Source organism: Pseudomonas sp. p21, assembly GCF_001642705.1.
Lineage (GTDB): Bacteria > Pseudomonadota > Gammaproteobacteria > Pseudomonadales > Pseudomonadaceae > Aquipseudomonas.
This window is the reverse complement of sequence record NZ_LWBV01000008.1, coordinates 77,738-101,977: the sequence shown is the minus strand read 5'-3', so window position 1 is coordinate 101,977 and position 24,240 is coordinate 77,738. Positions and strand designations below refer to the sequence as shown.

The 24,240-nt window shown below is 63.5% G+C and carries 21 protein-coding genes; 14 read left to right on the top strand and 7 right to left on the bottom strand.

The window, feature by feature from the left end:
- Window positions 1-12 precede the first annotated feature (12 nt).
- The 4 genes from A4C63_RS21255 to A4C63_RS21240 all read right to left on the bottom strand — a co-directional run bounded on the left by A4C63_RS21255 (window position 13) and on the right by A4C63_RS21240 (window position 4,089).
- The gene (locus A4C63_RS21255; protein WP_063914453.1) at window positions 13-978 is read right to left on the bottom strand and encodes a sulfonate ABC transporter substrate-binding protein; all 966 of its coding nucleotides are present in this window, start codon (window positions 976-978) and stop codon (window positions 13-15) included.
- An 84-nt stretch (window positions 979-1,062) separates the two neighbouring features.
- A complete protein-coding gene (gene ssuE, locus A4C63_RS21250) occupies window positions 1,063-1,656 on the bottom strand; it encodes an NADPH-dependent FMN reductase (protein ID WP_063914452.1) in 594 nt (197 codons plus the stop codon).
- Between the two features lie 286 nt (window positions 1,657-1,942).
- Complete coding sequence (locus A4C63_RS21245; protein WP_015268594.1) at window positions 1,943-2,581, bottom strand: peroxiredoxin; 639 nt, start codon at window positions 2,579-2,581, stop codon at window positions 1,943-1,945.
- A gap of 167 nt (window positions 2,582-2,748) precedes the next feature.
- Window positions 2,749-4,089 carry an OprD family porin gene (locus A4C63_RS21240; protein ID WP_063914451.1) on the bottom strand — a complete coding sequence of 447 codons (1,341 nt, stop codon included), beginning with the start codon at window positions 4,087-4,089 and terminating at the stop codon, window positions 2,749-2,751.
- Between the two features lie 550 nt (window positions 4,090-4,639).
- Between A4C63_RS21240 and tauA the strand changes: the two genes are divergently transcribed.
- From tauA to tauD, 4 genes are read left to right on the top strand one after another with little or no spacing between them, the layout of a single operon-like run.
- Entirely contained in the window at window positions 4,640-5,611 is a 972-nt protein-coding gene (tauA, locus tag A4C63_RS21235) for a taurine ABC transporter substrate-binding protein (RefSeq protein ID WP_063914450.1), read from the top strand.
- 27 nt (window positions 5,612-5,638) lie between these two features.
- On the top strand, window positions 5,639-6,427 hold the full coding sequence (tauB, locus tag A4C63_RS21230) for a taurine ABC transporter ATP-binding subunit (protein WP_023660883.1): 789 nt from the start codon (window positions 5,639-5,641) through the stop codon (window positions 6,425-6,427).
- Window positions 6,424-7,263, top strand: coding sequence for a taurine ABC transporter permease TauC (tauC, locus tag A4C63_RS21225; protein WP_063914449.1), 840 nt, complete (start codon window positions 6,424-6,426; stop codon window positions 7,261-7,263). Before tauB ends, tauC begins: the two co-directional genes overlap by 4 nt.
- 48 nt (window positions 7,264-7,311) lie before the next feature.
- On the top strand, window positions 7,312-8,145 hold the full coding sequence (gene tauD / locus A4C63_RS21220; protein ID WP_063914606.1) for a taurine dioxygenase: 834 nt from the start codon (window positions 7,312-7,314) through the stop codon (window positions 8,143-8,145).
- Between the two features lie 114 nt (window positions 8,146-8,259).
- On the opposite strand, the gene betT is transcribed toward tauD, so the two are convergent.
- Both betT and epsC read right to left on the bottom strand, forming a co-directional pair.
- Window positions 8,260-10,221 (bottom strand): choline transporter BetT, encoded by a 1,962-nt coding sequence (gene betT / locus A4C63_RS21215; RefSeq protein ID WP_218186509.1) that lies wholly within the window; start codon window positions 10,219-10,221, stop codon window positions 8,260-8,262.
- A 332-nt stretch (window positions 10,222-10,553) separates the two neighbouring features.
- Window positions 10,554-11,486, bottom strand: a complete 933-nt coding sequence (gene epsC / locus A4C63_RS21210) for a serine O-acetyltransferase EpsC (protein ID WP_063914447.1) — start codon at window positions 11,484-11,486, stop codon at window positions 10,554-10,556.
- Window positions 11,487-11,879: 393 nt separating this feature from the next.
- On the opposite strand from epsC, the gene tcyJ reads away from it, so the two are divergent.
- The 9 genes from tcyJ (at window position 11,880) to A4C63_RS21165 (ending at window position 20,914) form a co-directional block, all read left to right on the top strand.
- Entirely contained in the window at window positions 11,880-12,674 is a 795-nt protein-coding gene (gene tcyJ / locus A4C63_RS21205; protein ID WP_063914446.1) for a cystine ABC transporter substrate-binding protein, read from the top strand.
- Window positions 12,671-13,339, top strand: a complete 669-nt coding sequence (gene tcyL, locus A4C63_RS21200; RefSeq protein ID WP_063914445.1) for a cystine ABC transporter permease — start codon at window positions 12,671-12,673, stop codon at window positions 13,337-13,339. Before tcyJ ends, tcyL begins: the two co-directional genes overlap by 4 nt.
- Window positions 13,340-13,341: 2 nt before the next feature.
- Window positions 13,342-14,100 (top strand): L-cystine ABC transporter ATP-binding protein TcyN, encoded by a 759-nt coding sequence (tcyN, locus tag A4C63_RS21195; RefSeq protein ID WP_063914444.1) that lies wholly within the window; start codon window positions 13,342-13,344, stop codon window positions 14,098-14,100.
- A gap of 326 nt (window positions 14,101-14,426) precedes the next feature.
- Window positions 14,427-15,668, top strand: coding sequence for an SfnB family sulfur acquisition oxidoreductase (locus tag A4C63_RS21190; protein WP_063914443.1), 1,242 nt, complete (start codon window positions 14,427-14,429; stop codon window positions 15,666-15,668).
- 141 nt (window positions 15,669-15,809) lie between these two features.
- Window positions 15,810-16,991 (top strand): SfnB family sulfur acquisition oxidoreductase, encoded by a 1,182-nt coding sequence (locus A4C63_RS21185; RefSeq protein ID WP_063914442.1) that lies wholly within the window; start codon window positions 15,810-15,812, stop codon window positions 16,989-16,991.
- The gene (locus tag A4C63_RS21180) at window positions 16,991-18,376 is read left to right on the top strand and encodes an LLM class flavin-dependent oxidoreductase (protein WP_063914441.1); all 1,386 of its coding nucleotides are present in this window, start codon (window positions 16,991-16,993) and stop codon (window positions 18,374-18,376) included. The genes A4C63_RS21185 and A4C63_RS21180 overlap by 1 nt, the downstream gene beginning before the upstream one ends.
- Window positions 18,369-19,169 (top strand): MetQ/NlpA family ABC transporter substrate-binding protein, encoded by an 801-nt coding sequence (locus tag A4C63_RS21175; protein WP_063914440.1) that lies wholly within the window; start codon window positions 18,369-18,371, stop codon window positions 19,167-19,169. The genes A4C63_RS21180 and A4C63_RS21175 overlap by 8 nt, the downstream gene beginning before the upstream one ends.
- Window position 19,170: 1 nt before the next feature.
- Entirely contained in the window at window positions 19,171-20,280 is a 1,110-nt protein-coding gene (locus A4C63_RS21170) for a methionine ABC transporter ATP-binding protein (protein ID WP_063914439.1), read from the top strand.
- The gene (locus tag A4C63_RS21165; protein WP_008096606.1) at window positions 20,270-20,914 is read left to right on the top strand and encodes a methionine ABC transporter permease; all 645 of its coding nucleotides are present in this window, start codon (window positions 20,270-20,272) and stop codon (window positions 20,912-20,914) included. The genes A4C63_RS21170 and A4C63_RS21165 overlap by 11 nt, the downstream gene beginning before the upstream one ends.
- A 93-nt stretch (window positions 20,915-21,007) precedes the next feature.
- Here the strand turns inward: A4C63_RS21165 and dibA are convergent, their stop codons facing one another.
- The gene (dibA, locus tag A4C63_RS21160) at window positions 21,008-22,903 is read right to left on the bottom strand and encodes a phosphodiesterase DibA (protein ID WP_063914438.1); all 1,896 of its coding nucleotides are present in this window, start codon (window positions 22,901-22,903) and stop codon (window positions 21,008-21,010) included.
- Window positions 22,904-23,049: 146 nt separating this feature from the next.
- Here dibA and desA point away from each other — a divergent pair, with 146 nt between their 5' ends.
- Window positions 23,050-24,234 (top strand): delta-9 fatty acid desaturase DesA, encoded by a 1,185-nt coding sequence (gene desA / locus A4C63_RS21155; protein ID WP_063914437.1) that lies wholly within the window; start codon window positions 23,050-23,052, stop codon window positions 24,232-24,234.
- Window positions 24,235-24,240: the final 6 nt, after the last annotated feature.

Sequence of the window (24,240 nt, the reverse complement as noted above, 5' to 3'; positions counted from 1 at the left end):
TAGGCAAATCAATCAAGGCGCACTGGCGACCTTGGCCGGGGGTGTCCAGATCACGTCCTTGATGCTCAGCGGCTTGGGAATCAGCTTCAGCGCCTGGAACGTGTCGGCAATCTTCTGCTGCGCGGCCACCACGTCGGCGGTGAGCGGCGCGGCACCGTAGCCCTGGCGCTTGACCGAGGTCAGGGTGATGTCGGTGGGCAGGCCGAGCAGCGGCGCGACCTGGTCGGTTACTTCCTGCGGGTTGGCCCGGGACCATTCACCCACGGCGCGCACTTCTTCGATCAGGGTGTTGATCACCGCCGGGTGCTGGGTCGCGTAGTTGCGGGTGGCCAGGTAGAACTGATGGTTGTCGACCAGGCCCTTGCCGTCGCGCAGGGTTTGAGCCTGCAGCTGTTTCTCGGCGGCAGCCTGGTACGGGTCCCAGATCACCCAGGCATCCACGCTGCCACGCTCGAAGGCGGCGCGGGCATCGGCCGGGGGCAGGTACACCGGCTGGATGTCGCTGTATTTCAGGCCCGCGTCTTCCAGGGCGCGAACCAGCAGGTAGTGAACGTTGGAGCCTTTGTTGAGGGCGACTTTCTTGCCCTTGAGGTCTTTGACCGACTGGATCGACGAGCCCTTCGGCACCAGGATCGCCTCGCTGTGCGGCGCTGGCGGCTCATAGGCGACGTACAGCAGGTCGGCACCGGCGGCCTGGGCGAACACCGGTGGGGTTTCGCCGGTTACGCCAAAATCGATGGAGCCGACGTTCAGCCCTTCAAGCAGCTGCGGGCCGCCGGGGAACTCGGTCCATTGCACCTGCACGCCCTGCTCGGCCAGGCGCTTTTCCAGCGTGCCCTTGGCCTTGAGCAGCACCAGAGTGCCGTATTTCTGGTAACCGATACGCAGGCTCTCGGCCTGGGCTTGGGTGATGGCGCCGAAGGACACAGCCGCCGCAAACAGGGCGACCAGACCGCGACGCAAGAAGACTGTGCGCATGGCGCTCTCCTGTGCGAGTGGGTTCGGGTTGCACCTGCTTGCCTCGTTGTCGGGCGAGTAAGGTGGTGAAGCGGGTTGAGCCGGTCAGATGCTCCAGCGAGCGCTGATCAGGCGTTCGTTCAATACGCCTGGGGCCACGGGGCGCGGCCGGCGGGCCAAGGCAACGTGGAAGGTTTCCAGCGCGTCGAGCAGGCGTTCTTCCAGCGCTGCTACCAGCTGCGCGGGTCTGGTGCCTTCTGCGTAGGCGACCTGGCTGTCGTCGGCGAAGATCCCTTGCAGGGTCTCCTGCGCCTTGAGTGCCGACAGCACGGGTTTCAGTGCGTAATCCACCGCCAGCATATGGGCGATGCTGCCGCCGGTGGCGATCGGCAACACGATCTTGTGTGCCAGGGCGCGTTCGGGCAGCAGGTCGAGCAAGGTTTTCAGGGCACCGGCGAACGAGGCCTTGTACACCGGCGTGGCGACGATCAGGCCATCGGCCTGGGCCACCAGCTGCTGGAAGTGCTGCACCTGCGGGCTGTCGAAACGGGCGTGCAGCAGGTCTTCGGCGGGAAAGTCACGCACCTGGAACGTCACTACCTCGACGCCACGGTCCTGCAGCCACTGGCGCGAACGCTCCAGCAGCACGCCGGAGCGTGAACGGGTACTGGGGCTACCACCGATTGAGACGACCAGCATTGCAGCGCTTCCTTGTGTTCTGTTGGGAGTGACATTAACAGCCGCCACATATATCTAGAAATCATATTTTTTCATTTGTTTATTCCATTATGTTTTTTTACTTTCAGGCCCATTCGCGGGCACGCCCGCTCCCACAGGTTTTGTGGCAAACCTGAGACCTGCACAATTCCTGTAGGAGCGGGCAAGCCCGCGAAGAAGCCAATGCGGTTTCAGCAGGCATAAAAAAGGGCCGTCGAAACGGCCCGAATATCCCTGCTTGGCTAAGAGCAATGCAACGAGGAATCCTTTAGCGATTAGGCTGCGGAGTAAGCCGCAGATAGGGTTTGACCGCCCGGTAACCTTTGGGGAAGCGCTGCCTGATCTCTTCCTCGTCCTTCAGCGAGGGCACGATCACCACGTCGTCTCCGTCCTGCCAGTTACCTGGCGTGGCGACCTTGTGGTTGTCGGTCAGCTGCAGCGAGTCGATCACCCGCAGGATTTCGTTGAAGTTGCGCCCGGTACTGGCCGGGTAGGTGATGGTCAGGCGCACCTTCTTGTTCGGGTCGATGACGAACAGCGAGCGCACGGTCAGGGTGTCGCTGGCGTTCGGGTGGATCAGGTCGTACAGGTCGGACACCTTGCGGTCGGCGTCGGCAATGATCGGGAAGTTGACCACGGTGTTCTGGGTTTCGTTGATGTCATCGATCCAGCGGTGGTGCGAATCGACCGGGTCCACCGACAGGGCGATGGCCTTGACCCCGCGTTTGGCGAAATCGTCCTTGAGCTTGGCGGTGAGGCCCAGCTCGGTGGTGCACACCGGGGTGAAGTCGGCCGGGTGGGAAAACAACACCCCCCAGCTGTTGCCCAGCCACTCGTGGAAGCGGATTTTGCCTTCGCTGGAATCCTGTTCGAAATCGGGGGCGATATCGCCGAGTTTAAGGCTCATGGGCTGCGGCTCCTGTGCTGGGTTCTGTACCGTGTGGGTTCAATGTGCCTGCATTCGATTAAAAACAAAAAGAATAAATACTGATTTATTTATAACCATTGGTCATACAGAATTGCAGGTACAAAAAAGCCTCGCACTAGGCGAGGCTCTTTCGGTAACGCTGGAACTTACATGAAGGCGTAAGTGTAGTTCACGATGAAGCGGGCCTGATCCTGGTCAGAGCTGCTCTCGCCGCTACCACGGTAGACGCCTTGACGCAGGCTGAAGCCCAAGCCTTTGAAGGTGCCTTGCTGAATGGTGTAGTCGACGCGTGCGTCACGTTCCCACTCGTTGTAGGTGCCGTTGCCCGACTTGTTGCGGATATCGTCACCACGCAGGTAGGCCAGCGATGCCTTCAGGCCTGGAACGCCCAGAGCCGCGAAGTCGTAGGAGTACTGACCGAAGGTGGTGTTCTCGCCAGCACGGGCGAACTGGTTGATCATGCTGTCGGTGAACAGGTAGAAGCTGGAACCACCAGCACCTTCCGAAGTGCCGCTGTCGTTAACCAGGCTGCCCTGGTTCAGCCATACGAAGCCACCGTCGTCGCCAACCTGCTGGTGACCGAGCATCAGCGCGTGGCCACCCAGGGTATAGGTGAACATGGCGGACCAGGTTTTGTTGTCGATTTCGCCGGTGTTCTTGGCGTAGCCACCGTTGTTGTTGAAGTTGTAGGTGCTGTCGTTGCCGTTCTTGCCGTCGCTGCTGCTATCGAAGTAGCGCAGGTCGGTCTTGAACGACTGGTCGTCAGCAATCTTGAAGACGTGGGTAGCACCCAGGAAGTGCTGCTTGTAGAAGTCTTCCAGGTTCGAGTAGTAGTACTGCAGGGTCAGGTCTGGAGTGAGCTTGTAGTCCAGGCCGCCGTAGCGGAACTTGTTGCTTTCAGCGGTAGCGCCCGCAACGGACAAGCCGGTACGGTTGCTCGAGGCACGACCCATGGCGTGGGTCAGCTGACCGGCGTTGATGGTCAGGTTGTCGATTTCCTTCGAGGTGATGGTGCCACCCTCGAAGGTCTGCGGCAGCAGACGACCATCGTTGGAGACCAGGATCGGCAGGTTCGGCGCGAGCGCGCTACCGAAGTGCGCTTCGGTCTTCGAGAAGCGAGCCTTGGCGTTGGCACCGAAACGAGCCCACTGGGCTGCGGAGCCTTTGCCGTCATCCGGGAAGAAACCGCCCTTGTGGTAACCCTCGCCACCATCCAGGTGAATACCCCACAGCGCTTGGGCATCAACACCAAAGCCAACGGTACCTTCAGTGAAACCGGAGAGGTAGTCGAGCTTGAAGCCCTGGCCGGATTCACGCTGATCTGGACGTTCTGCGCCAGGTTTTGCGTGGTCTTCACGGTTGTCGTTGTTGAAGTACATGGTGCGCGAGCTGAGCGACAGTTTGCTGTCTTCAACGAAACCGGCAGCGCCTGCTTGTTGGGCGAGAACCCCCAGTGCCACGGCCAGGGCCAGGCTGGACTTGTACATATTTTGCTCCTCTACGTTCTAATTCTTGTGTATCTCTGGCGGTGGGATCTGCTGCCCCGCTCACCGTGGATTGGCGATTTAGTCCCAAAGCGTGACCGTTAAGTCAATCGTTTCTAAACGTTTCGCGACTTTGGTCTAAGACGCCACCTGCGCTACAGGATAATGACAATCCTATAAATCCAAAATGACCGTTTTATGAATTGGTAAGATTTTTACGGAATATGTTAGGAACTGTTACTGCCATTCGTTAGCAGCAGCTCGCCTCTAATAACCATTGGTTATTTGCAAACGTTTGCTCATAACCTAATTCCGTATCGTTCTATAGGGACGAAAAAGCCTAGCAGCCGTCTGTGATTTCGCCATTGCGCAAGATCACCTACGTTGCAACCTTTGTGCGGTCGATGTGGGAGCGGGCATGCGCGCTCCCACAGGGGCACGGTTAAAGCAATTGGCTCCTAAGCTAATGCAAAAAAGTTATTTATTTTACTTTTCTTAGATCACTTAGCCTTCTCGCCATCCATCACATCGATTGCCTGACGAGAGGTTCACCATGATCCCGCACGCTCCGCTGCGCCTGTTCGCCGCCCTGACCCTCGCCAGCGCCAGCTGGTTGGCCCAGGCTGCCGACCTGACCGTGGCTTACCAGACCACTGTCGACCCGGCCAAGGTGGCACAGGTCGATGGCGACTACGAAAAAGCCAGCAAGGCCAGCATCGACTGGCGCAAATTCGACAACGGCGCCGACGTGATCACTGCCGTAGCCAGCGGCGATGTGCAGATCGGCTACCTGGGCTCCAGCCCGCTGGCCGCCGCCGCCACCCGCAAGCTGCCAGTCGAGACCTTCCTGATCGCCACGCAGATTGGCGCCGGTGAAGCCCTGGTTGCCCGCGACAGCATCAAGACGCCGCAAGACCTGGTCGGCAAGAAAGTCGCCGTGCCGTTCGTCTCCACCGGCCACTACAGCCTGCTGGCCGCGCTGAAAAGCTGGAACATCGACCCGGCCAAGGTGCAGATCCTCAACCTGGCGCCGCCGGCGATCATTGCCGCCTGGAAGCGCGGCGACATCGACGCCACCTATGTCTGGGACCCGGCCCTGGGCGTGGCCAAGGAAAACGGCAAGGTGCTGATCACCTCCGGCGAGCTGGCCAAGAAAGGCGCACCGACCTTCGACGCCTGGATCGTGCGCAAGGACTTCGCCGCCAAGCACCCCGACGTGGTCAAGGCCTTTGCCAAGGTCACCCTCGATGCCTACGCCGACTACCGCAAGAACCCGCAAGCCTGGCTGGCCAACCCCGACAACGTGAGCAAGCTGGCCAAACTGTCGGGCGCCAAGCCTGCCGACATCCCGGTGCTGCTGCAGGGCAACGTCTACCCGCTGGCCGCCGACCAGGCCAACGCACTGGGTGCGCCGACCACCCAGGCGCTGACCGACACGGCCACCTTCCTCAAGCAGCAAGGCAAGGTCGACGCGGTGCTGCCGGACTACTCGCCGTACGTCAGCGCCCAGTACCTCCCCAACTAAGCCTGTAGAAACCGACCGGAGCCTGCCATGGCCTTGCTCGAACTGGAGCGCATCAGCGCACAGTACCCCGGTGCCGAAACCCCGGTACTGGCCGACATCAACCTGAGCCTGGGGCCGCGCCAACTGCTGGTGGCCCTGGGGCCTTCCGGCAGCGGCAAGACCTCGCTGCTCAACCTGATCGCTGGCTTCGTCGCCCCCAGCGGCGGGCGCATCACTTTGGACGGCGTCCCCGTGCAGGGCCCCGGCGCCGAGCGCGGCGTGGTGTTTCAGGACGATGCGCTGCTGCCTTGGCAGAACGTGCTGGGCAACGTCGCCTTTGGCCTGGAACTGGCCGGTGTGCCACGCGCCGAGCGTGAAGCCAAGGCCCGCGAAATGCTGGCCCTGGTCGACCTCGACGGGTTTGGCGAGCGGCGTATCTGGCAATTGTCCGGTGGCCAGAAACAGCGTGTGGGCCTGGCCCGGGCGTTGGCGGCCGACCCACGGGTGCTGCTGATGGACGAGCCGTTTGGCGCACTCGATGCCTTCACCCGCGAGCAGATGCAGGAGTTGTTGCTGCAGGTGTGGCAGCGCACCGCCAAGCCGGTGTTCCTGATTACCCACGACATCGAAGAAGCCGTGTTCCTCGCCAGCGAGCTGGTGCTGCTGGCGCCCAACCCCGGGCGCGTGGTGGAGCGCCTGCAACTGGACTTCGGCCAACGCTATGCAGCCGGTGAATCGGCACGGGCGATCAAATCCGACCCCGCATTCATCGAAACCCGCGAGCATGTACTGGCGCGGGTGTTCTCTCAACGTCAAAGCCTGCAGGAGCGCGCATGAGCAGCCTGGACCTGCCGGTCACCGGCAAACGCAACGCCCAACACCGACCAGCCGCCACGCTGCGACGCCCCCTGCCCACTCGCTGGATCAGCACCCTGACCCTGGCCAGCCTGCTATTGGCCTGGTGGCTGGTGACCGCGGCCGGCTGGATCGAGCCACTGTTCCTGCCCTCGCCCGCCGATATCCTGAGCAAGGCCGGGACCCTGCTGACCCAGGGCTACATGGATGCCAGCCTGTGGCAGCACCTGGGTGCCAGCCTGGGACGCATCGGCGTGGCCCTGCTGGCCGCCACCTTCACCGCCATCCCGGTGGGCATCGCCATCGGCTACAACCGCGTCGCCCGCGGCATTCTCGACCCGCTGATCGAGTTTTACCGGCCGATCCCACCGCTGGCCTACCTGCCGCTGATCGTCATCTGGTGCGGCATCGGCGAGCTGTCGAAAGTGCTGCTGATCTACCTGGCGATCTTTGCCCCCATCGCCATTGCCACCGCTACCGGCGTGCGCACGGTCGACCCGGCCAAGCTGCGTGCCGCGCAATCGCTGGGCGCGACCAAGGCCCAGCTGATCCGCCACGTGATCCTGCCCAGCGCCCTGCCCGACATCCTCACCGGCATCCGCATTGGCCTGGGGGTCGGCTGGTCGACCCTGGTGGCCGCCGAGCTGATCGCCGCCACCAGCGGCCTGGGCTTCATGGTGCAGTCGGCGGCGCAGTTCCTGGTTACCGATGTGGTGGTGCTGGGCATTCTGCTGATCGCCCTGATCGCCTTCGCCCTGGAAATGAGCCTGCGTGCCCTGCAACGCAAACTGGTGCCTTGGCACGGGCAGAGCCACTGAACCCTGTTGACCACGCCAGCAGCCTGGCGCCTGATTGAAGAGACCGACATGAGCCTGACCATCACCCCCCTCAGCCCGGCGCTCGGCGCCCAGATCAGCGGCGTGGACATCAGCCGCGATATCACCGCCGAAGAACGTGACGCCATCGAGCAGGCGCTGCTGCAGCACCAGGTGCTGTTCTTCCGCGACCAGCCGATCAACCCGCAGCAGCAGGCGCGTTTTGCCGCCCGCTTCGGCGACCTGCACATCCACCCGATCTACCCCAATGTGCCGGAAACCCCGCAGGTGCTGATCCTCGACACGGCGGTTACCGACGTGCGCGACAACGCCGTATGGCACACCGACGTGACCTTCCTGCCGACCCCGGCCCTGGGCGCGGTGCTCAGCGCCAAGCAGCTGCCGGCCTACGGTGGCGACACCCTGTGGGCCAGCGGCATCGCAGCCTTCGAAGCCTTGTCGGCGCCGCTGCGCGAGATGCTCGACGGGCTGACCGCCACCCATGACTTCACCAAGTCGTTCCCGCTGGAGCGCTTTGGCACCACGCCGGAAGACCTGGCGCGCTGGGAAGCCACCCGGCGCAACAACCCGCCACTGGCGCACCCGGTGGTGCGTACGCATCCGGTGAGCGGGCGCAAGGCGTTGTTCGTCAATGAGGGGTTTACCACGCGCATCAATGAGCTGAGCGAGCTGGAAAGCGAGGCGCTGCTGAAACTGCTGTTCGCCCATGCGACGCGGCCGGAGTTCAGCATTCGCTGGCGGTGGCAGGAGAATGACGTGGCCTTCTGGGACAACCGCGTGACCCAGCATTTTGCCGTGGATGACTACCGGCCGAACCGGCGGGTGATGCATCGGGCGACCATTCTTGGAGATGCACCCTTCTGAAACTGGGAGGCCTTTGGCCTCCATTCGCAGCACAAGGCTGCTCCTACAGCGAAGCGCGATCCCTTGTAGGAGCAGCCTTGTGCTGCGAATGGGCCGCAAGGCGGCCCCAGCGATCTAGCGGACCAGATGCAGGTACTGCATGTGCCGTTCGTACTGGTCGAGGATGTCGTTGATGATCTGCTCCTTGCTGTAGCCCACCAGGTCATAGTTCTGGCTGCCTTCGCTCAGGTGCACCTCCGCCCGGTAGTACCGGCGGTTCTTCAACTCCTGCGTACCCAGACCACCCAAGGCGAACGATGGCGTGAAGTAACCACGCATCTGCACCTGGTAAATGAACGGCTGTTCCTCGCCATGGCCAATCTTCAAGCTGACGTTGTCGTGGCTCGGGTCGTCCTGGGTAATCAGCACCAACCCCTTCTGCTCGAACACCTCACGCACATCGGCAATCGCCGGTCGTACCACGTCGTCCATGAAGCGGTACACCTCATCACGCGACGGGAAGTGCACCGCCTGGCTCAGGCGCTGGCGCCAGCCACCACGGCCGCGGCGTGACTGGGCGAACGGGGCCAGCGAATGCATCTGCGCGATCTGCCGTTGCGACTCCAGGTAGAACGCCTTGTGCAGTCCCCACATCATGCACAGCAAGATCAGCGAGAATGGCAACGAGGTCAGCACCACCGCCGACTTCAGCGAATCGATGCTGCCGGCGAACAACAACGCACTGGTGATCAGCGCCGTCATCGCGCCCCAGAAGATGCGCAGCCAGTTCGGCCCGTCCTCGTCGGTGTCACCACCCTTGGCCGACAAGGTCGACAGCACCACGGTGCCCGAGTCGGCCGAGGTGACGAAGAACACGAAACTGATGAACACCGTCACGGCGATCACCGTCTTGCTCCAGGGGTAGGTCTCCAGCAGCAGGTACAGGCTCATCGACGGGTTATCCAGCGCCGACTGGCCCAGCGCGGTCATGCCGTGGTTGATGACCTGGTCCAGGGCGCTGTTGCCGAAGATCGACATCCACGCCAAGGTGAAGCCCAGCGGAATCAACAGCACGCCAAAGACGAACTCGCGGATGGTGCGGCCACGGGAAATGCGGGCGATGAACAGGCCCACGAACGGCGCCCAGGCAATCCACCAGGCCCAGTAGAACACCGTCCAGCCGCCCAGCCAGTCGCGGTTCTCGCCGTAGGCATAGACGTCGAAGCTCTTGCGCGGCAAGGCCCCCAGGTAGTCGCCGAGGTTCTGGATCAGCGTGTTGAACAGGTGCTGGGTAGGCCCGGCGAACAACACGAACAGTAACAGCGCGCAGGCCAGGAACAGGTTGATGTCGCTCATCACCCGCACGCCCTTCTCCACCCCGGCGACGGCCACGGCCACCGCCGCGCCCATCATCAGGGTGATGAGCAGTACCTGCACCCACTGGCTGTGGTCGATGCCGAACAGGTAGTCGAGGCCGGCGTTCAGGTGCAGCACGCCAAAGCCCATGTCGGCACCCAGGCCGAACACCGTGGCGATGATGCCGAAACCGTCCACCGCATAACCGATCGGCCCGTTGATGCGCTTGCCGATCAGCGGGTACAACGCCGAACGCAAGGCCAGCGGCAGGTTGTGCCGGTAGGCGAAGTAGGCCAGGGCCATGCCGACGAAGGCGAACACGCCCCAGCCATGCAGGCCCCAGTGCAGGAACAGGATCTGCATCGCCTGGCGCCCGGCCTCGGCCGTGCCCGCTTCGCCCTGGGGCGGCTGCAGCATGTGGGTCAAGGGTTCGGAAACGCAGAAGAAGAACAAGGTGATGCTGATGCCGGCGGCGAACAGCATGCCGGCCCACGACAGGTAGCTGAACTCGGGCTCGTCGTGGTCGGCACCGAGCTTGATCTTGCCGTAGCCGGACAAGGCGGTGACCACCACGAAGACCAGGTACAGCGTCATCGCCAGCATGTAGTACCAGCCGACCGTATTGGCCGCCCAGTTCTGCGCCGCCAGCAACCAGTCGCCTGCTGCTTGCGGATAGGAAATGACCACCAGGCCGAAGATGAGGATGAAACTTGCCGCGAAATAGAACACCGGGGGGTTCATGCGGATCTTGCCGTTGGCAAGTGAAGAGGTCGATGCACTCATTGGGGGTGCACCTCGTCGAATGACGTAAGGTTCGGAATGAACGGGTTCAGCAAAGGAATCCTCCTGTTGAACACCGGCAGCGGACCAGCGTTTTTCATTGAACAAGCGTTCAAGTTAAACATGGATCGGATTTCAATGCGAATTGGGGCGCTGATTGGTGCCCTCCTGCACTGGCCTCTTCGCGGGCTTGCCCGCTCCCACAGATACTGCACAAGATTCAATATTTGTGCGGTCCCTGTAGGAGCGGGCAAGCCCGCGAAGAGGCCAGTACAGGATAAAGAAATGCTAGATCAATTCTTGTCCTGGCAATCCAGCTGCAGGTTGGCCTGGGTAATGTTGCTCTCGGCCGGCACACTGCGGGTCAGCCACACATTGCCGCCAATGGTCGAGCCTTTGCCGATGGTAATCCGCCCCAGCACCGTGGCCCCGGCATAGATCACCACATCGTCCTCGACGATCGGGTGGCGTGGCAGGCCCTTGTGCAGCGTGCCTGATTCATCGCTGGGGAAGCGCTTGGCACCCAGGGTCACCGCCTGGTAGATGCGCACACGCTCGCCGATGATCGCGGTTTCGCCGATCACCACACCGGTACCGTGGTCGATGAAGAAGCTCGGGCCGATCTGCGCCCCGGGGTGAATGTCGATCCCGGTGGCCGAATGCGCCAGCTCCGAGCTGATCCGCGCCAGCAACGGCAGGCCGGCCTGGTACAGGTGGTGCGCCAGGCGGTGGTGGATGATCGCCAGGATGCCCGGGTAGCACAGCAGCACTTCATCGACGCTGCGCGCCGCCGGGTCGCCGTGGTAGGCGGCCAGCACGTCGGTGTCGAGCAGCACGCGCAGGCCCGGCAGGGCGGCGGCGAAGCCCTGCACCAGGCTCAGCGCATGGGCATCGACGCCGGCCAGCTCGCCCTTGCTTTGCCGCGCGGCGTAGCGCAGCTCCAGGCGGGCCTGGGCCAGCAAGGCAGTCAGCGCGGCATCCAGCGTATGGCCAACGTAGAAGTCTTCGCTTTCTTCACGCAGGTCGACCGGGCCAAGGCGCATGGGGAACAGTGCGCCGCACAGTTGCTCCAGAATCTGCCGCATCGCCTCGCGCGAAGGCAGCTCACGCCCGCCCTGCTCGCCAATGCTGCGGCCATTGCGGGTACGCCATTGTTCACGGGCAGCGCGCAGGCCGGTGACGATGCTCTGCAACTGCCAATGCCCGGATGAAGGTTGTTCGCTCACGGTTTTCTCCTGCCTGAGTAGGCCAAACTCATTTTTATTGGCAGGTCCGGCCTCTTCGCGGGCTCGCCCGCTCCCACAGGGACCGCACAAATTTCAAGCCCTGTGCTGTACCTGTGGGAGCGGGTTCACCCGCGAAAGGGCCGGACCTGCCTACATGCAATCCACTCTACGGCAAATCCGTCTCTTGGAAAAAACAACGCTTTATTCCATCCTGCGCTAAGTCAGGCATAAGCCGCGATGACGGAGCAGGCAACCTCGCCTACCCTCAAAGCAGCCAGCAACTGGCAAAAACCAAAAAGGAAATAACAAAATAATTTTTTAGTATTTCCTGGCCTAAGCAGCCAACTCTATAGTCGCCACCCACTACTTCCACAACAAGCGCGGGGCTCTGTCATGTCGAAATTCGCCAAACCGCTACTCAACGCCAGCCTGGCACTCCTGCTGGGTGCCGGCCTGCTCAGCCAGGCCTTCGCCGGCGAGCAATTGAAGACCATCCAGGAAAAAGGCGTGATCAACGTCGGCCTCGAAGGCACCTACCCACCGTTCAGCTTCCAGGACGAAAACGGCAAGCTGACCGGCTTCGAAGTGGAGCTGTCCGAACTGTTGGCCAAAGAGCTGGGGGTAAAGGCCAAGGTACAGCCGACCAAGTGGGACGGCATCCTCGCCGCACTGGAATCCAAGCGCCTGGACGTGGTGATCAACCAGGTGACCATTTCCGAAGAGCGCAAGAAGAAGTACGACTTCTCCGAGCCTTACACCATCTCCGGCATCCAGGCGCTGATCCTGAAGAAGAAGGCCGAGCAGCTGAACATCCACAAGGCCGCCGACCTGGCCGGCAAAAAGGTCGGCGTAGGCCTGGGCACCAACTACGAGCAATGGGTCAAGCAGGACGTGCCGCAAGCCGATGTGCGCACCTATGAAGACGACCCGAGCAAGTTCGCCGACCTGCGCAACGGCCGCATCGACGCCATCCTGATCGACCGCCTTGCTGCGCTGGAATACGCGCAGAAAGCCAAGGACACCGAACTGGCCGGCGATGCCTTCTCGCGCCTGGAAAGCGGCGTGGCCCTGCGCAAGGGCGAGCCGGAACTGCTGGCAGCGATCAACAAGGCGCTGGACAAGCTCAAGGCTGACGGCACGCTGGCCAAGCTGTCCGAGAAATACTTCGGTGCCGATGTCACCAAATGATCGCTGAAAGCCTGCAACTCGTTGTCGACTCCACGCCCTTCCTGCTGAAGGGCGCGGGTTATACAGTGCTGCTCAGTGTTGGCGGCATGTTCTTCGGCCTGCTGCTGGGCTTTGCCCTGGCGCTGATGCGTTTGTCGAAGATTCTGCCGCTGAACTGGCTGGCGCGGGTCTACGTGTCGTTCTTCCGCGGCACGCCGCTGCTGGTGCAGCTGTTCGTCATCTACTTCGGCATGCCGCAGATCGGTATCGAGCTCGACCCGATCCCGGCCTCGCTGATAGGCCTGTCGCTGAACATGGCCGCCTATATCTGCGAGATCCTGCGCGCGGCGATTTCCTCGATCGACCGTGGCCAGTGGGAAGCCGCCGCCAGTATCGGCATGACCCGCGTCCAGGCCATGCGCCGGGCGATCCTGCCCCAGGCCTTGCGCACCGCCCTGCCGCCGTTGGGCAACAGCTTCATCTCGCTGGTCAAGGACACCGCCCTGGCAGCGACCATCCAGGTGCCCGAGCTGTTCCGCCAGGCCCAGCTGATTACTGCGCGCACCTTCGAAGTATTCACCATGTACGTGGCGGTGGCGGTCATCTACTGGGTGCTGTGCAGCATCCTCGCGCACTTCCAGAACCGCATGGAAGCGCGCGTCAACCAGCATGACCAGGAGCATTGAGCATGATTGAAGTCAAAGGCCTGACCAAGCGGTTCAAGGGCCAGACCGTGCTCGACGGTATCGACCTGACCGTGCAGCCCGGCGAAGTGGTGGCCATCATCGGCCCCAGCGGCTCGGGCAAGACCACCTTCCTGCGTTGCCTCAACCTGCTGGAAACACCCGATGCCGGGCAGATCCAGATTGGCGACATCAGCATCGACGCCAACCGCCCGCTGGGTGGCCAGCAAAGTGCGATCCGCCGTTTGCGCCAGCAGGCCGGGTTCGTGTTCCAGAACTTCAACCTGTTCCCTCACCGCACCGCCCTGGAAAACGTGATCGAGGGACCAGTGATCGTCAAGAAGACGCCCCGCGAGCAGGCCATCGAACTGGGCCGGCGCCTGCTGGCCAAGGTCGGCCTGGCAGGCAAGGAAGACGCCTACCCGCGGCGCCTGTCCGGTGGCCAGCAGCAACGGGTGGCCATCGCCCGCGCCCTGGCCATGGAGCCGGAGGTGATCCTGTTCGACGAGCCGACCTCGGCGCTGGATCCCGAACTGGTGGGTGAAGTGCTGGCGACCATCCGCGGCCTGGCCGAGGAGAAACGCACCATGATCATCGTCACCCACGAGATGAGCTTTGCCCGGGATGTGGCGAACCGGGTGATCTTCTTCGACAAGGGCGTGATCGTGGAACAGGGTGAGGCAAAGGCTCTGTTTGCGGCGCCGAAGGAAGAGCGTACCCGGCAGTTCCTGCGCAAGTTCCTGGGGACTGCTGCCTCCGAGTAAACCTGTTGCGGCCTCTTCGCGGGCACGCCCGCTCCCACAGGTGTGGCACCGATTTCAAGATCTGTGCTGTACCTGTGGGAGCGGGCGTGCCCGCGAAGAGGCCGGCACATCCAGAGCAAATAGCTCCTTCTATACATATTCCAAAGAGTTAGTTCATAAACTTTTTATAAAGCATTAGGGTATATATACCGGACCACCGGACCAGCACACATCTGTCGCGATCAGCTGTAGCGGCATTACTTTTTTGTGAGGTCAGGAATGGTCAGGATCACAATCACCCCAGTGCGTAACGCCAGGGCATTGAGTGCAGCCAAGGAGCGGTACTGATGTCCAGCCAAGCCAATACCCAATTCCACAGCGATCTCGACAGCTCGCCCCTGCTGCTGCCGGCCAAGGTACTGCGCAACGACGCCGAAGCCCTGCAAGCAGCCCGCGAACTGGCCGAGGTCGCCCGCGAGCAGGCCGCCCGCCGCGACCAGCAACGTAAACTGCCATGGGCCGAAATCGAACTGTTCACCCGCAGCGGCCTGGGCAGCATCAGCGTACCCAAGGCCCACGGCGGCCCTGATGTGTCGTTCGAGACCGTGGCCGAAGTATTCCGCCTGATCAGTGCCGCCGACCCGGCCCTGGGGCAAATCCCGCAGAACCAGTTCGGCATGCTGCAACTGCTGCGCCTGACCGCCACCGAAGCGCAGCAGGCGGTGATCTTCCGCAGCGTGCTGGACGGCTGGCGCATCGGCAATGCCGGACCCGAACGTGGCACCAAGGACACCCTGACGCTCAAGGCCAGGATCACCCGTGTCGGCGACAGCTATCGCATCAGCGGCGAGAAGTTCTATTCGACCGGCGCCCTGTTCGCCCATTGGGTGGCGGTCAAGGCACTGGACGACGAAGGCCGCCAGCGCCTGGCGTTCGTACGCCGGGGCAGCCCGGGGCTGCGCATCGTCGATGACTGGTCCGGGTTCGGCCAGCGCACCACTGCCAGCGGCACCGTGCTGCTCGACCAGGTACCGGTGGATGCCGACCTGGTGATCGACAACTGGCGCCAGCGCGACATTCCCAATATTCAGGGTGCGGCCTCGCAGCTGATCCAGGCGGCGATCGATGCCGGCATTGCCGAAGCGGCCATCGAAGACGCCATCAGCTTCGTGCGCGAAAAGGCCAGGCCATGGATCGAGGCCAACGTGGACCGCGCCAGCGACGACCCCTATGTAATCGCCGACATCGGCCGTCTGAAGCTCGAGCTGCACGCCGCCGAAGCGCTGCTGCGCAAGGCCGCGCGGGTCCTCGACGAGGTCAATGCCGCGCCGATCGACGCAGCAAGCGCGGCGCGAGCCTCGATCGCGGTAGCCGAGGCCAAGGTGCTGACTACCGAGATTGCCCTGCAGGCCAGCGAGAAGTTGTTCGAGCTGGCCGGCAGCCGCGCCACCCTCGCCGAGTTCAACCTCGACCGCCATTGGCGCAATGCCCGGGTGCACACCCTGCATGACCCGGTGCGCTGGAAGTACCACGCGGTCGGCGCTTACCACCTTAACGGCACCTTGCCTGCGCGGCATTCCTGGATCTGACTTGCTGCCTTTGGGGCTGCTGCGCAGCCCTTCGCGGGCTCGCCCGCTCCCACAGGATAACCACCGCCTGAACAGGCATCACTTTACCTGTGGGAGCGGGCGAGCCCGCGAAGGGCCGCGCAGCGGCCCCCGGAGAACACCATGACTACAAGCATCATTACCGACGACACCCAAGCCCTGAACGTTGCCGAAGAAGTCGCCCAAAACCTGCGCCGCGACAGCGCCCTGCGCGACCGCGAGCGCCGCCTGCCGCACGCCGAACTCGAGCTGTTCACCCGCTCCGGCCTGTGGGCCATCAGCGTGCCCAAGGCCTTCGGCGGCGCCGGCGTGTCCAACGTCACCCTGGCCAAGGTCATCGCCCGCATCGCCCAGGCCGACGGCTCGCTCGGGCAGATCCCGCAAAACCATTTCTACGCTCTGGAAGTGCTGCGGGTAAACGGCACACCCGAACAACAACAACGCCTGTACGCCGAAGTACTGGCGGGCAAGCGCTTCGGCAACGCCCTGGCCGAACTGGGCACCAGAACCGCCAACGAGCGCACCACCCGCCTGACCCGCGACGGCGAGGGCTTTCGCATCAATGGCCTCAAGTTCTACGCCACCGGCGCCATCTACGCCCAACGCATTCCCACTTCGGTGGTCGATGAACAGGGCGTGCAGCACCTGGCCTTCGTCCCGGCCGACAGCAAAGGCCTGCAGGTGATCGACGACTGGAGCGGCTTCGGCCAGCGCACCACCGGCAGCGGCTCGGTGGTGTTCGACAATGTGTACGTCAGCGCCGCCGACGTGGTGCCGTTCCAGAGCGCCTTCGAACGCCCCACCCCGGTCGGCCCACTGGCGCAGATCCTTCATGCGGCCATCGACACCGGCATCGCTCGCGCCGCATACGAAGATGCCCTGCACTTCGTGCGGACCCGCAGCCGCCCCTGGGTCGACTCCGGCCTGGACAAGGCCAGCGATGACCCGCTGACGCTGAAAAGCTTCGGCCACCTTGCAATCCGCCTGCATGCCGCCGAAGCCTTGCTGGAGCGTGCCGGTGAATACCTGGACCGTGCCTGCGACGACAGCACTGCCGACAACGTGGCAGCCGCATCCATCGCGGTGGCCGAGGCCCGCGCCATCAGCACAGAGATTTCCCTCGCGGCCGGCACCACCCTGTTCGAACTGGGCGGTAGCCAGGCCACCCTGGCCGAACACAACCTCGACCGCCACTGGCGCAACGCCCGCGTGCACACCCTGCACGACCCGGTGCGCTGGAAGTACCACGCCATCGGCAACTACTACCTCAACGATGCCAACCCACCACGCCGGGGGACCATCTGATGGCCAGGCAGATCCTGCTCAATGCCTTCAACATGAACTGCGTCGGGCACATCAACCACGGCCTGTGGACCCACCCACGGGACACCTCGACCCAATACAAGACCCTGGACTACTGGACCAGCCTGGCGCGCCTGCTGGAGCGCGGCCTGTTCGACGGGCTGTTCATCGCCGACATCGTCGGCACCTACGACATCTACGGCCAGTCGCTGGACGTCACCCTCAAGGAGTCGATCCAGCTGCCGGTCAACGACCCGCTGCTGCTGGTCTCGGCCATGGCCGCCGTCACCCGCCACCTGGGTTTCGGTCTTACCGCCAACCTGACCTATGAGGCGCCGTACCTGTTCGCCCGGCGCCTTTCCACCCTGGACCACCTGAGCAATGGCCGGGTGGGCTGGAACATCGTCACCGGCTACCTCGACAGCGCCGCCCGGGCCATGGGCCTGGCGCAGCAACCGGAGCATGACCGCCGCTACGACCAGGCCGACGAGTACCTGCAGGTGCTGTACAAGCTGCTGGAAGGCAGCTGGGCCGACGATGCCGTGGTCGCCGACCGCCAGCAGCGCGTCTATGCCAGGCCCGACAAGGTGCGCAAGATCCACCATCAGGGCGAGTTCTACAAGGTCGACGGCTACCACCTGTGCGAACCCTCGCCGCAGCGTACCCCGGTACTGTTCCAGGCCGGCAGCTCGCAGCGTGGTCTGGCCTTCGCCGGCAACCATGCCGAATGCGTGTTCATCAGTGGCCAGGACAAGGCCGCCACCCGTGCCCAGGTCGACAAGGTGCGCGCCGCCGCCCAGGCCGCTGGCCGTGACCCGCAGGCGGTCAAGGTGTTCATGGGCATCACGGTGATCGTCGCCGCCACAGAGCAGCAGGCCCAGGCCAGGCACGCCGAGTACCTGCACCATGCCAGCGCCGAGGCCGGGGTCGCGCACTTCGCCGCGTCCACCGGTATCGATTTCGCCGCCTACGCGCTGGACGAGCCGATTGCCTTCAGCCAGGGCAACGCCATCCAGTCCGCCACGCGCCAGTTGCAGGACAACGCCTGGACCCGCCGGCGCCTGCTGCAGCAGCACGCCCTGGGTGGTCGCTACGTGACCCTGGTCGGCGCGCCCGAACAGGTGGCCGAGCAGCTGATCGCCTGGATCGATGAAACCGGCCTGGACGGTTTCAACCTGACCCGCACCGTTACCCCGGAAAGCTTCGAGGACTTCATCGACCTGGTCATCCCGCAGTTGCAACAGCGTGGCCGCTACAAGACCGCCTACGCCGAAGGCACCCTGCGCGAAAAACTGTTCCAGGCCGACCACCCGCACCTGCCTGCCGACCACCCTGGCTCGGCTTACCGCTATACCTCTACCCCGACTGGAGCCCTGCACCATGCTTGATAAACTGTTCCGGCCCGTCGCGGCCATTGCCCTCACCCTCGGCCTGTCCGCCAGCGCCTTGGCTGCCGAACCGCTGAAGATCGGCACCACCGCCGCATTTGCCATCCCGCTGGAAGCCGCAGTGGAAGAAGCGCACAAGCAAGGCCTGGAAGTGAAGCTGGTCGAGTTCAGCGACTGGATCGCGCCCAATGTCAGCCTCAACAGCGGCGACATCGACGTGAACTACTTCCAGCACATCCCGTTCCTGGAAAACGCCAAGGCGGCCGCGGGGTTCAACCTGGTGCCCTACGCCCCGGGCATCATCAACAACGTCGGCCTGTACTCGAAAAAGTACAAAAGCTTCGCCGACCTGCCCGAAGGCGCCAGCGTGGCCATCGCCAACGACCCGATCAACAGCGGCCGTGGCCTGCAGTTGCTGGCCAAGGCCGGGTTGATCACCCTCAAGCCGGGGGTCGGCTACAAGGCCACCGAGGACGACATCGTCGCCAACCCGAAAAAACTGAAGATCCTTCAGGTGGAGGCCGTGCAACTGGTACGTGCCTATGACGACGCCGACCTGGTGCAGGGCTACCCGGCCTACATCCGCCTGGCCAACAGCTTCGACGCAGGCTCGGCCCTGCTGTTCGACGGCCTGGAGAACAAGGAGTACGTGATCCAGTTCGTCATTCGCCCGCAAAGCAAGGACGATCCGCGCCTGGCCAGGTTCGTCGACATCTACCAGCACTCGCCAGCGGTGCGCGCAGCCCTGGACAAAGCCCACGGCAAGCTTTACCAGGCCGGTTGGGAGGGCTGACATGAGCCAGGCCAGCGCGCTCCGGGCGCCCACCTTACAACCACTGCCGTCAACGGCCAGGGAGCAGGCCCTGCGCCCGGAGGTCAATGAAGCCCACGTGCGCTTCATCGGCCTGGGCAAGACCTACCCGGGCCAGGCGCAACCGGCCTTGCAAGGCATCGACCTGAACATCCGCCGTGGCGAGATCTTCGGCATCATCGGCCGCAGCGGCGCCGGCAAGTCATCATTGCTGCGCACCATCAACCGCCTGGAACAACCCAGCCAGGGCCGGGTGCTGATCGACCAGGTGGACATCGCACCCTTCGACGAGGACCACCTGGTGGCCCTGCGCCGGCGCATCGGCATGATCTTCCAGCACTTCAACCTGATGTCGGCCAAGACCGTGTGGCAGAACGTCGAGCTGCCCCTGAAGGTGGCCGGTGTGGCCAAGGCCGAACGCCAGCGCAAGGTACGCCAACTGCTGGAACTGGTCGGCCTGCAGGAAAAGCACCACGTTTACCCGGCGCAGCTGTCCGGCGGGCAGAAGCAGCGCGTGGGCATTGCCCGGGCGCTGGTGCATGACCCCGAGATTCTGCTGTGCGACGAGGCCACCTCGGCGCTGGACCCGGAAACCACCGCTTCCATTCTCGAACTGCTGCGCGACATCAACCAGCGCCTGGGCCTGACCATTGTGCTGATCACCCACGAGATGGCGGTAATCCGCGATATCTGCCACCGGGTGGTGGTGCTGGAACGCGGAGAAGTGGTCGAGCAGGGCGAGGTCTGGCGGGTGTTTGGCTCACCACGCCACGAGGTCACCCGCACCCTGCTCGCGCCTTTGCAGGCCAGGTTACCAACCGCGCTGCGAGCCAGCCTGCGGGCCAGCCCGGCGAGCCGCGACAGTGCCGTGGTGCTGAGGCTGACCCTGCTCGGCGAGCCCGAACTGTCTGCCCTGTTCAACGACCTTGGCGGCCGCGTGCGCCTGCTGCAGGGCGGTGTGGAAACCATTGGCGAGCATGCCCTGGGGCAGCTGATCCTGTCGGTGCAGCACTCGCCGCACGACACCCATCAATTGCTGGAACGCGCGCGCCGCTGGGCCGAGGACGTGGAGGTACTGGGCCATGTGGTTTGATCGCCTGCTGGAAGGTTTGCTCGATACCCTGCTGATGGTCGGCGTGTCGTCGCTGATCGCCCTGCTGGTGGGGGTACCGATGGCGGTGCTGCTGGTCACCAGCGACAAGGGCGGGATCTTCGAGGCGCCGCTGCTGAACCGGGTGCTGGGCGCCTTCGTCAACCTGTTCCGCTCGATCCCGTTCCTGATCCTGATGGTCGCGCTGATCCCCTTTACCCGCCTGGTGGTGGGCACAACCTACGGCGTGTGGGCGGCGGTGGTGCCGCTGACCATTGCCGCCACACCGTTCTTCGCGCGGATTGCCGAGGTCAGCCTGCGTGAAGTGGATCACGGCCTGGTGGAGGCTGCACAGGCCATGGGCTGCCGGCGCTGGCACATCGTCTGGCACGTGCTGCTGCCCGAGGCTCTGCCGGGGATCGTGGGGGGGTTCACCATTACCCTGGTAACCCTGATCAACTCCTCGGCCATGGCCGGAGCGATCGGTGCCGGGGGCCTGGGGGATATCGCCTACCGCTATGGCTACCAGCGCTTCGACAGCCAGATCATGCTGACCGTGATCGCCATGCTGGTGGCGTTGGTGGCGTTGATCCAGCTCGGTGGCGACCGGTTGGCGAAAGGCCTGAACAAGCGTTGAATTCTTCGCGGGCACGCCCGCTCCCAAAGGTACTGCACAAGGTTTGAATACAACGATATCCCTGTGGGAGCGGGCATGCCCGCGAAGGGGCCTTCAACCCCAGCGAAGATCCCCGGCAGGCACCGGCCGCCCGAACCAGTAGCCCTGCCCCAGCTGACACAACTCCTGCAGCAGGAAGCTGGCCTGCTCTGCCTGCTCGATGCCCTCGGCATGCACCTGCATGCCCATGCTGCGGGCCAGGGCGATGATCACCCGGACGATCGCGATGTCGTCCTCATCCAGCGGCAACCCGGCAACGAAGCCCTGGTCAATTTTCAGCTTCTGCACCGGCAAGCGCTTTAGGCGCAACAACGATGAATACCCGGTGCCGAAGTCGTCGATGGCCAGGGTCACCCCCAGTTCACGCAGGCGATGCAACTGTTCCAGCGCCACGTCCGGGTCTTCCATCACCGCGCTCTCTGTCACCTCCAGCTCCAGCAAGGCCGGGGCCAGGCCGGTGTCGTGCAGCACCTCGGCCACCTGCTGGTACAACTTGTGCTGGCCAAACAGGCGGCTGGAGATATTCACCGCCACAAAGGCCAGCTTCCGGCCCTCAGCCTGCCACTGCACCATTTGCCGGCAGGCCTGGTGCAGCACCCAGGTGTCGATCTCGGCAATCAGCCCGGTGCGCTCGGCAATCGGGATGAATTCACCTGGCGGTACCAAGCCGCGCTGGGGGTGTTGCCAACGCACCAGGGCCTCGACGCCGACCTGGCGGCCGGTCGCCAGGTCGTGCACTGGCTGGTAGAACACTCGCAGCTCGTCCTGCTCCATGGCCCGGCGCAGCTCTCCGGCAGTTTCGACCCGGTGCTGGGCGTGGGCGGTCAGCTCTTCGGTGTATAGCGCATAGCAGGCTCGCCCGTTGCTCTTGGCCTTGTACAAAGCCGAGTCGGCGTTGCGCAGCAACTGCTCGGCACTCAAGGCATCGCTGGGGAACAGGCTGATGCCTGCGCTGACACTGATGAACAGGCGGTTACCGTCGAACAGAAATGGCTCGCGCATGCGCTCGATGATGCCCTGTGCCAGCTTGCCCGCCTGGCCGACCTCCTGGCAGTTCTCCGCCAGCACGCCATATTCATCGCCCCCCAGACGCGCCAGAGTCACGCCGCTGCCCAGCACTTCACCCAGGCGCTCGCCGACCAGCTTCAGCAACTGGTCGCCGATGGTGTGGCCAAGGCCGTCGTTGATGCTCTGAAAGTGGTCCAGGTCCAGTAACAGCAGGGCACAACCGCGCTTGTTGGCCTGGGCTGCGGCAAGGGCCTGCTCGACCCGGTCCGTGAACAGCAGGCGGTTGGGCAGGCCGGTCAGCGGGTCGTGGTGGGCCAGGTAGGCCAGTTCCTGTTCCGAATGCTTGATCGCGCTGATGTCACTGAACACCGCCACGTAATGGCTGAGCTCGCCCTCATCGTCGCGGATGGCGCAAATGGTCTGCCACTGCGGGTAGATTTCGCCGCTCTTGCGCCGGTTCCAGATTTCGCCGCTCCACTCGCCCTTTTCCGCCAGGGTGGCGAAGATCTGCTGGTAGAACGCCAGGCCATGACGGCCCGACTTGAACTTGTTCGGGCGCTGGCCGATGACCTCGTCCTGCTGGTAGCCGGTAATACGCATGAAGGCACGGTTGACGTGCACGATCAGGCCCTGGCGGTCGGTCACCAGCACGCCCTCGAGGGTGCTGTCGAACACGGCGGCAGCCATGCGCAGCCGTTCGCGGTCCTCGCAACGCAAACGTGCGCCACGGCCGATGAAATTGAGCAGGCGCACCCGCGACACATAGATCAGCAAGGCACTGAACAGCACCCAGACCACCACGTTGATCTGCCGGCCCACGTTCAGAGCCAGAGGGTCGTCAGTCATGCCGCGCAGCACCACCTCGGCCAGCGTCAGCCAGAGGATCGAGAGCACCACATACAGCGCAGCCATGCGCAAGGCGTCGCGAACGGAAACAGACATGTCGGGTGCAATTGCCCATAGGAAATGATGGGGCATTATAAAGGCTGAAACATGTCGTGACCTCCTATCTGAACGGGTGACTGTATTTATTTCCTGCCCAAGGGATAATCAGCCCCTCCTCCTGCATTCCGAGGGTATTTACACCTATGTGGTACAACGGCCTGCTCGACTTGTCGGCCTGGCAACTGGTCGGCATCACCCTGTTGATGACCCACGTGACCATCGTCAGCGTCACGGTCTACCTGCACCGCTACTCCGCGCATCGGGCCCTGGAGCTCAATGGCGCGCTCAAGCACTTCTTCCGTTTCTGGCTGTGGCTGACCACGGCACAGAACACCCGCGAATGGACCGCCGTGCACCGCAAGCACCATGCCAAATGCGAAACCCCCGATGATCCGCACAGCCCGCTGTACAAGGGCCTGGGCACGGTGCTGCGCAAAGGTGCCGAGCTTTACCGGGAGGAGGCACGCAACCCCGAAACCCTGCGCATCTACGGCAAGAACTGCCCGGACGACTGGATCGAGCGCAACCTCTACTCGCGCTACAAGCTGGTCGGCATCGCACTGATGGCGGTGATCGACCTGCTGCTGTTCGGCACCATCGGCATCACCATCTGGGCGGTGCAGATGATGTGGATTCCGTTCTGGGCCGCCGGCGTGGTCAACGGCCTGGGCCACGCCCTCGGCTACCGCAACTTCGAGTGCCGCGACGCCGCCACCAACCTGGTGCCGTGGGGCATCGTCATCGGTGGTGAAGAGCTGCACAACAACCACCACACCTACCCCAACTCGGCCAAGCTGTCGGTCAAGCGCTGGGAGTTCGACATGGGCTGGGCGTGGATCCGCCTGTTCTGCCTGCTGCACCTGGCCAAGGTGCAGCGCGTGGCGCCCATCGCCCACCGGGTGGCCGGCAAGGCCAGCCTGGACATGGACACTGCCATGGCGATCCTCAACAACCGCTTCCAGATCATGGCCCAGTACCGCAAGCTGGTGATCGGCCCACTGGTCAAGCAGGAGCTGGCCCGCGTCGATGCCTCGCTGCGCCACCACTTCCGCCGCGCCAAGCGCCTGTTGTCACGCGAGACCAGCCTGCTGGAAGACCGCCACCATGTGCGCATCGAGTCGATACTCGCCCACAGCCAGGCGTTGAAGACCATCTACGAAAAACGCCTGGCCCTGCAGCAGATCTGGGCGCGCACCAGCGCCAATGGCCACGACATGCTGGCCGCCATGAAGGACTGGGTACACGAGGCCGAAACCAGCGGCATCCATGCCCTGCGCGACTTCGCAGCACAACTGAAGACCTACTCCCTGCGCCCGACCGGCGCCTGACCGCCG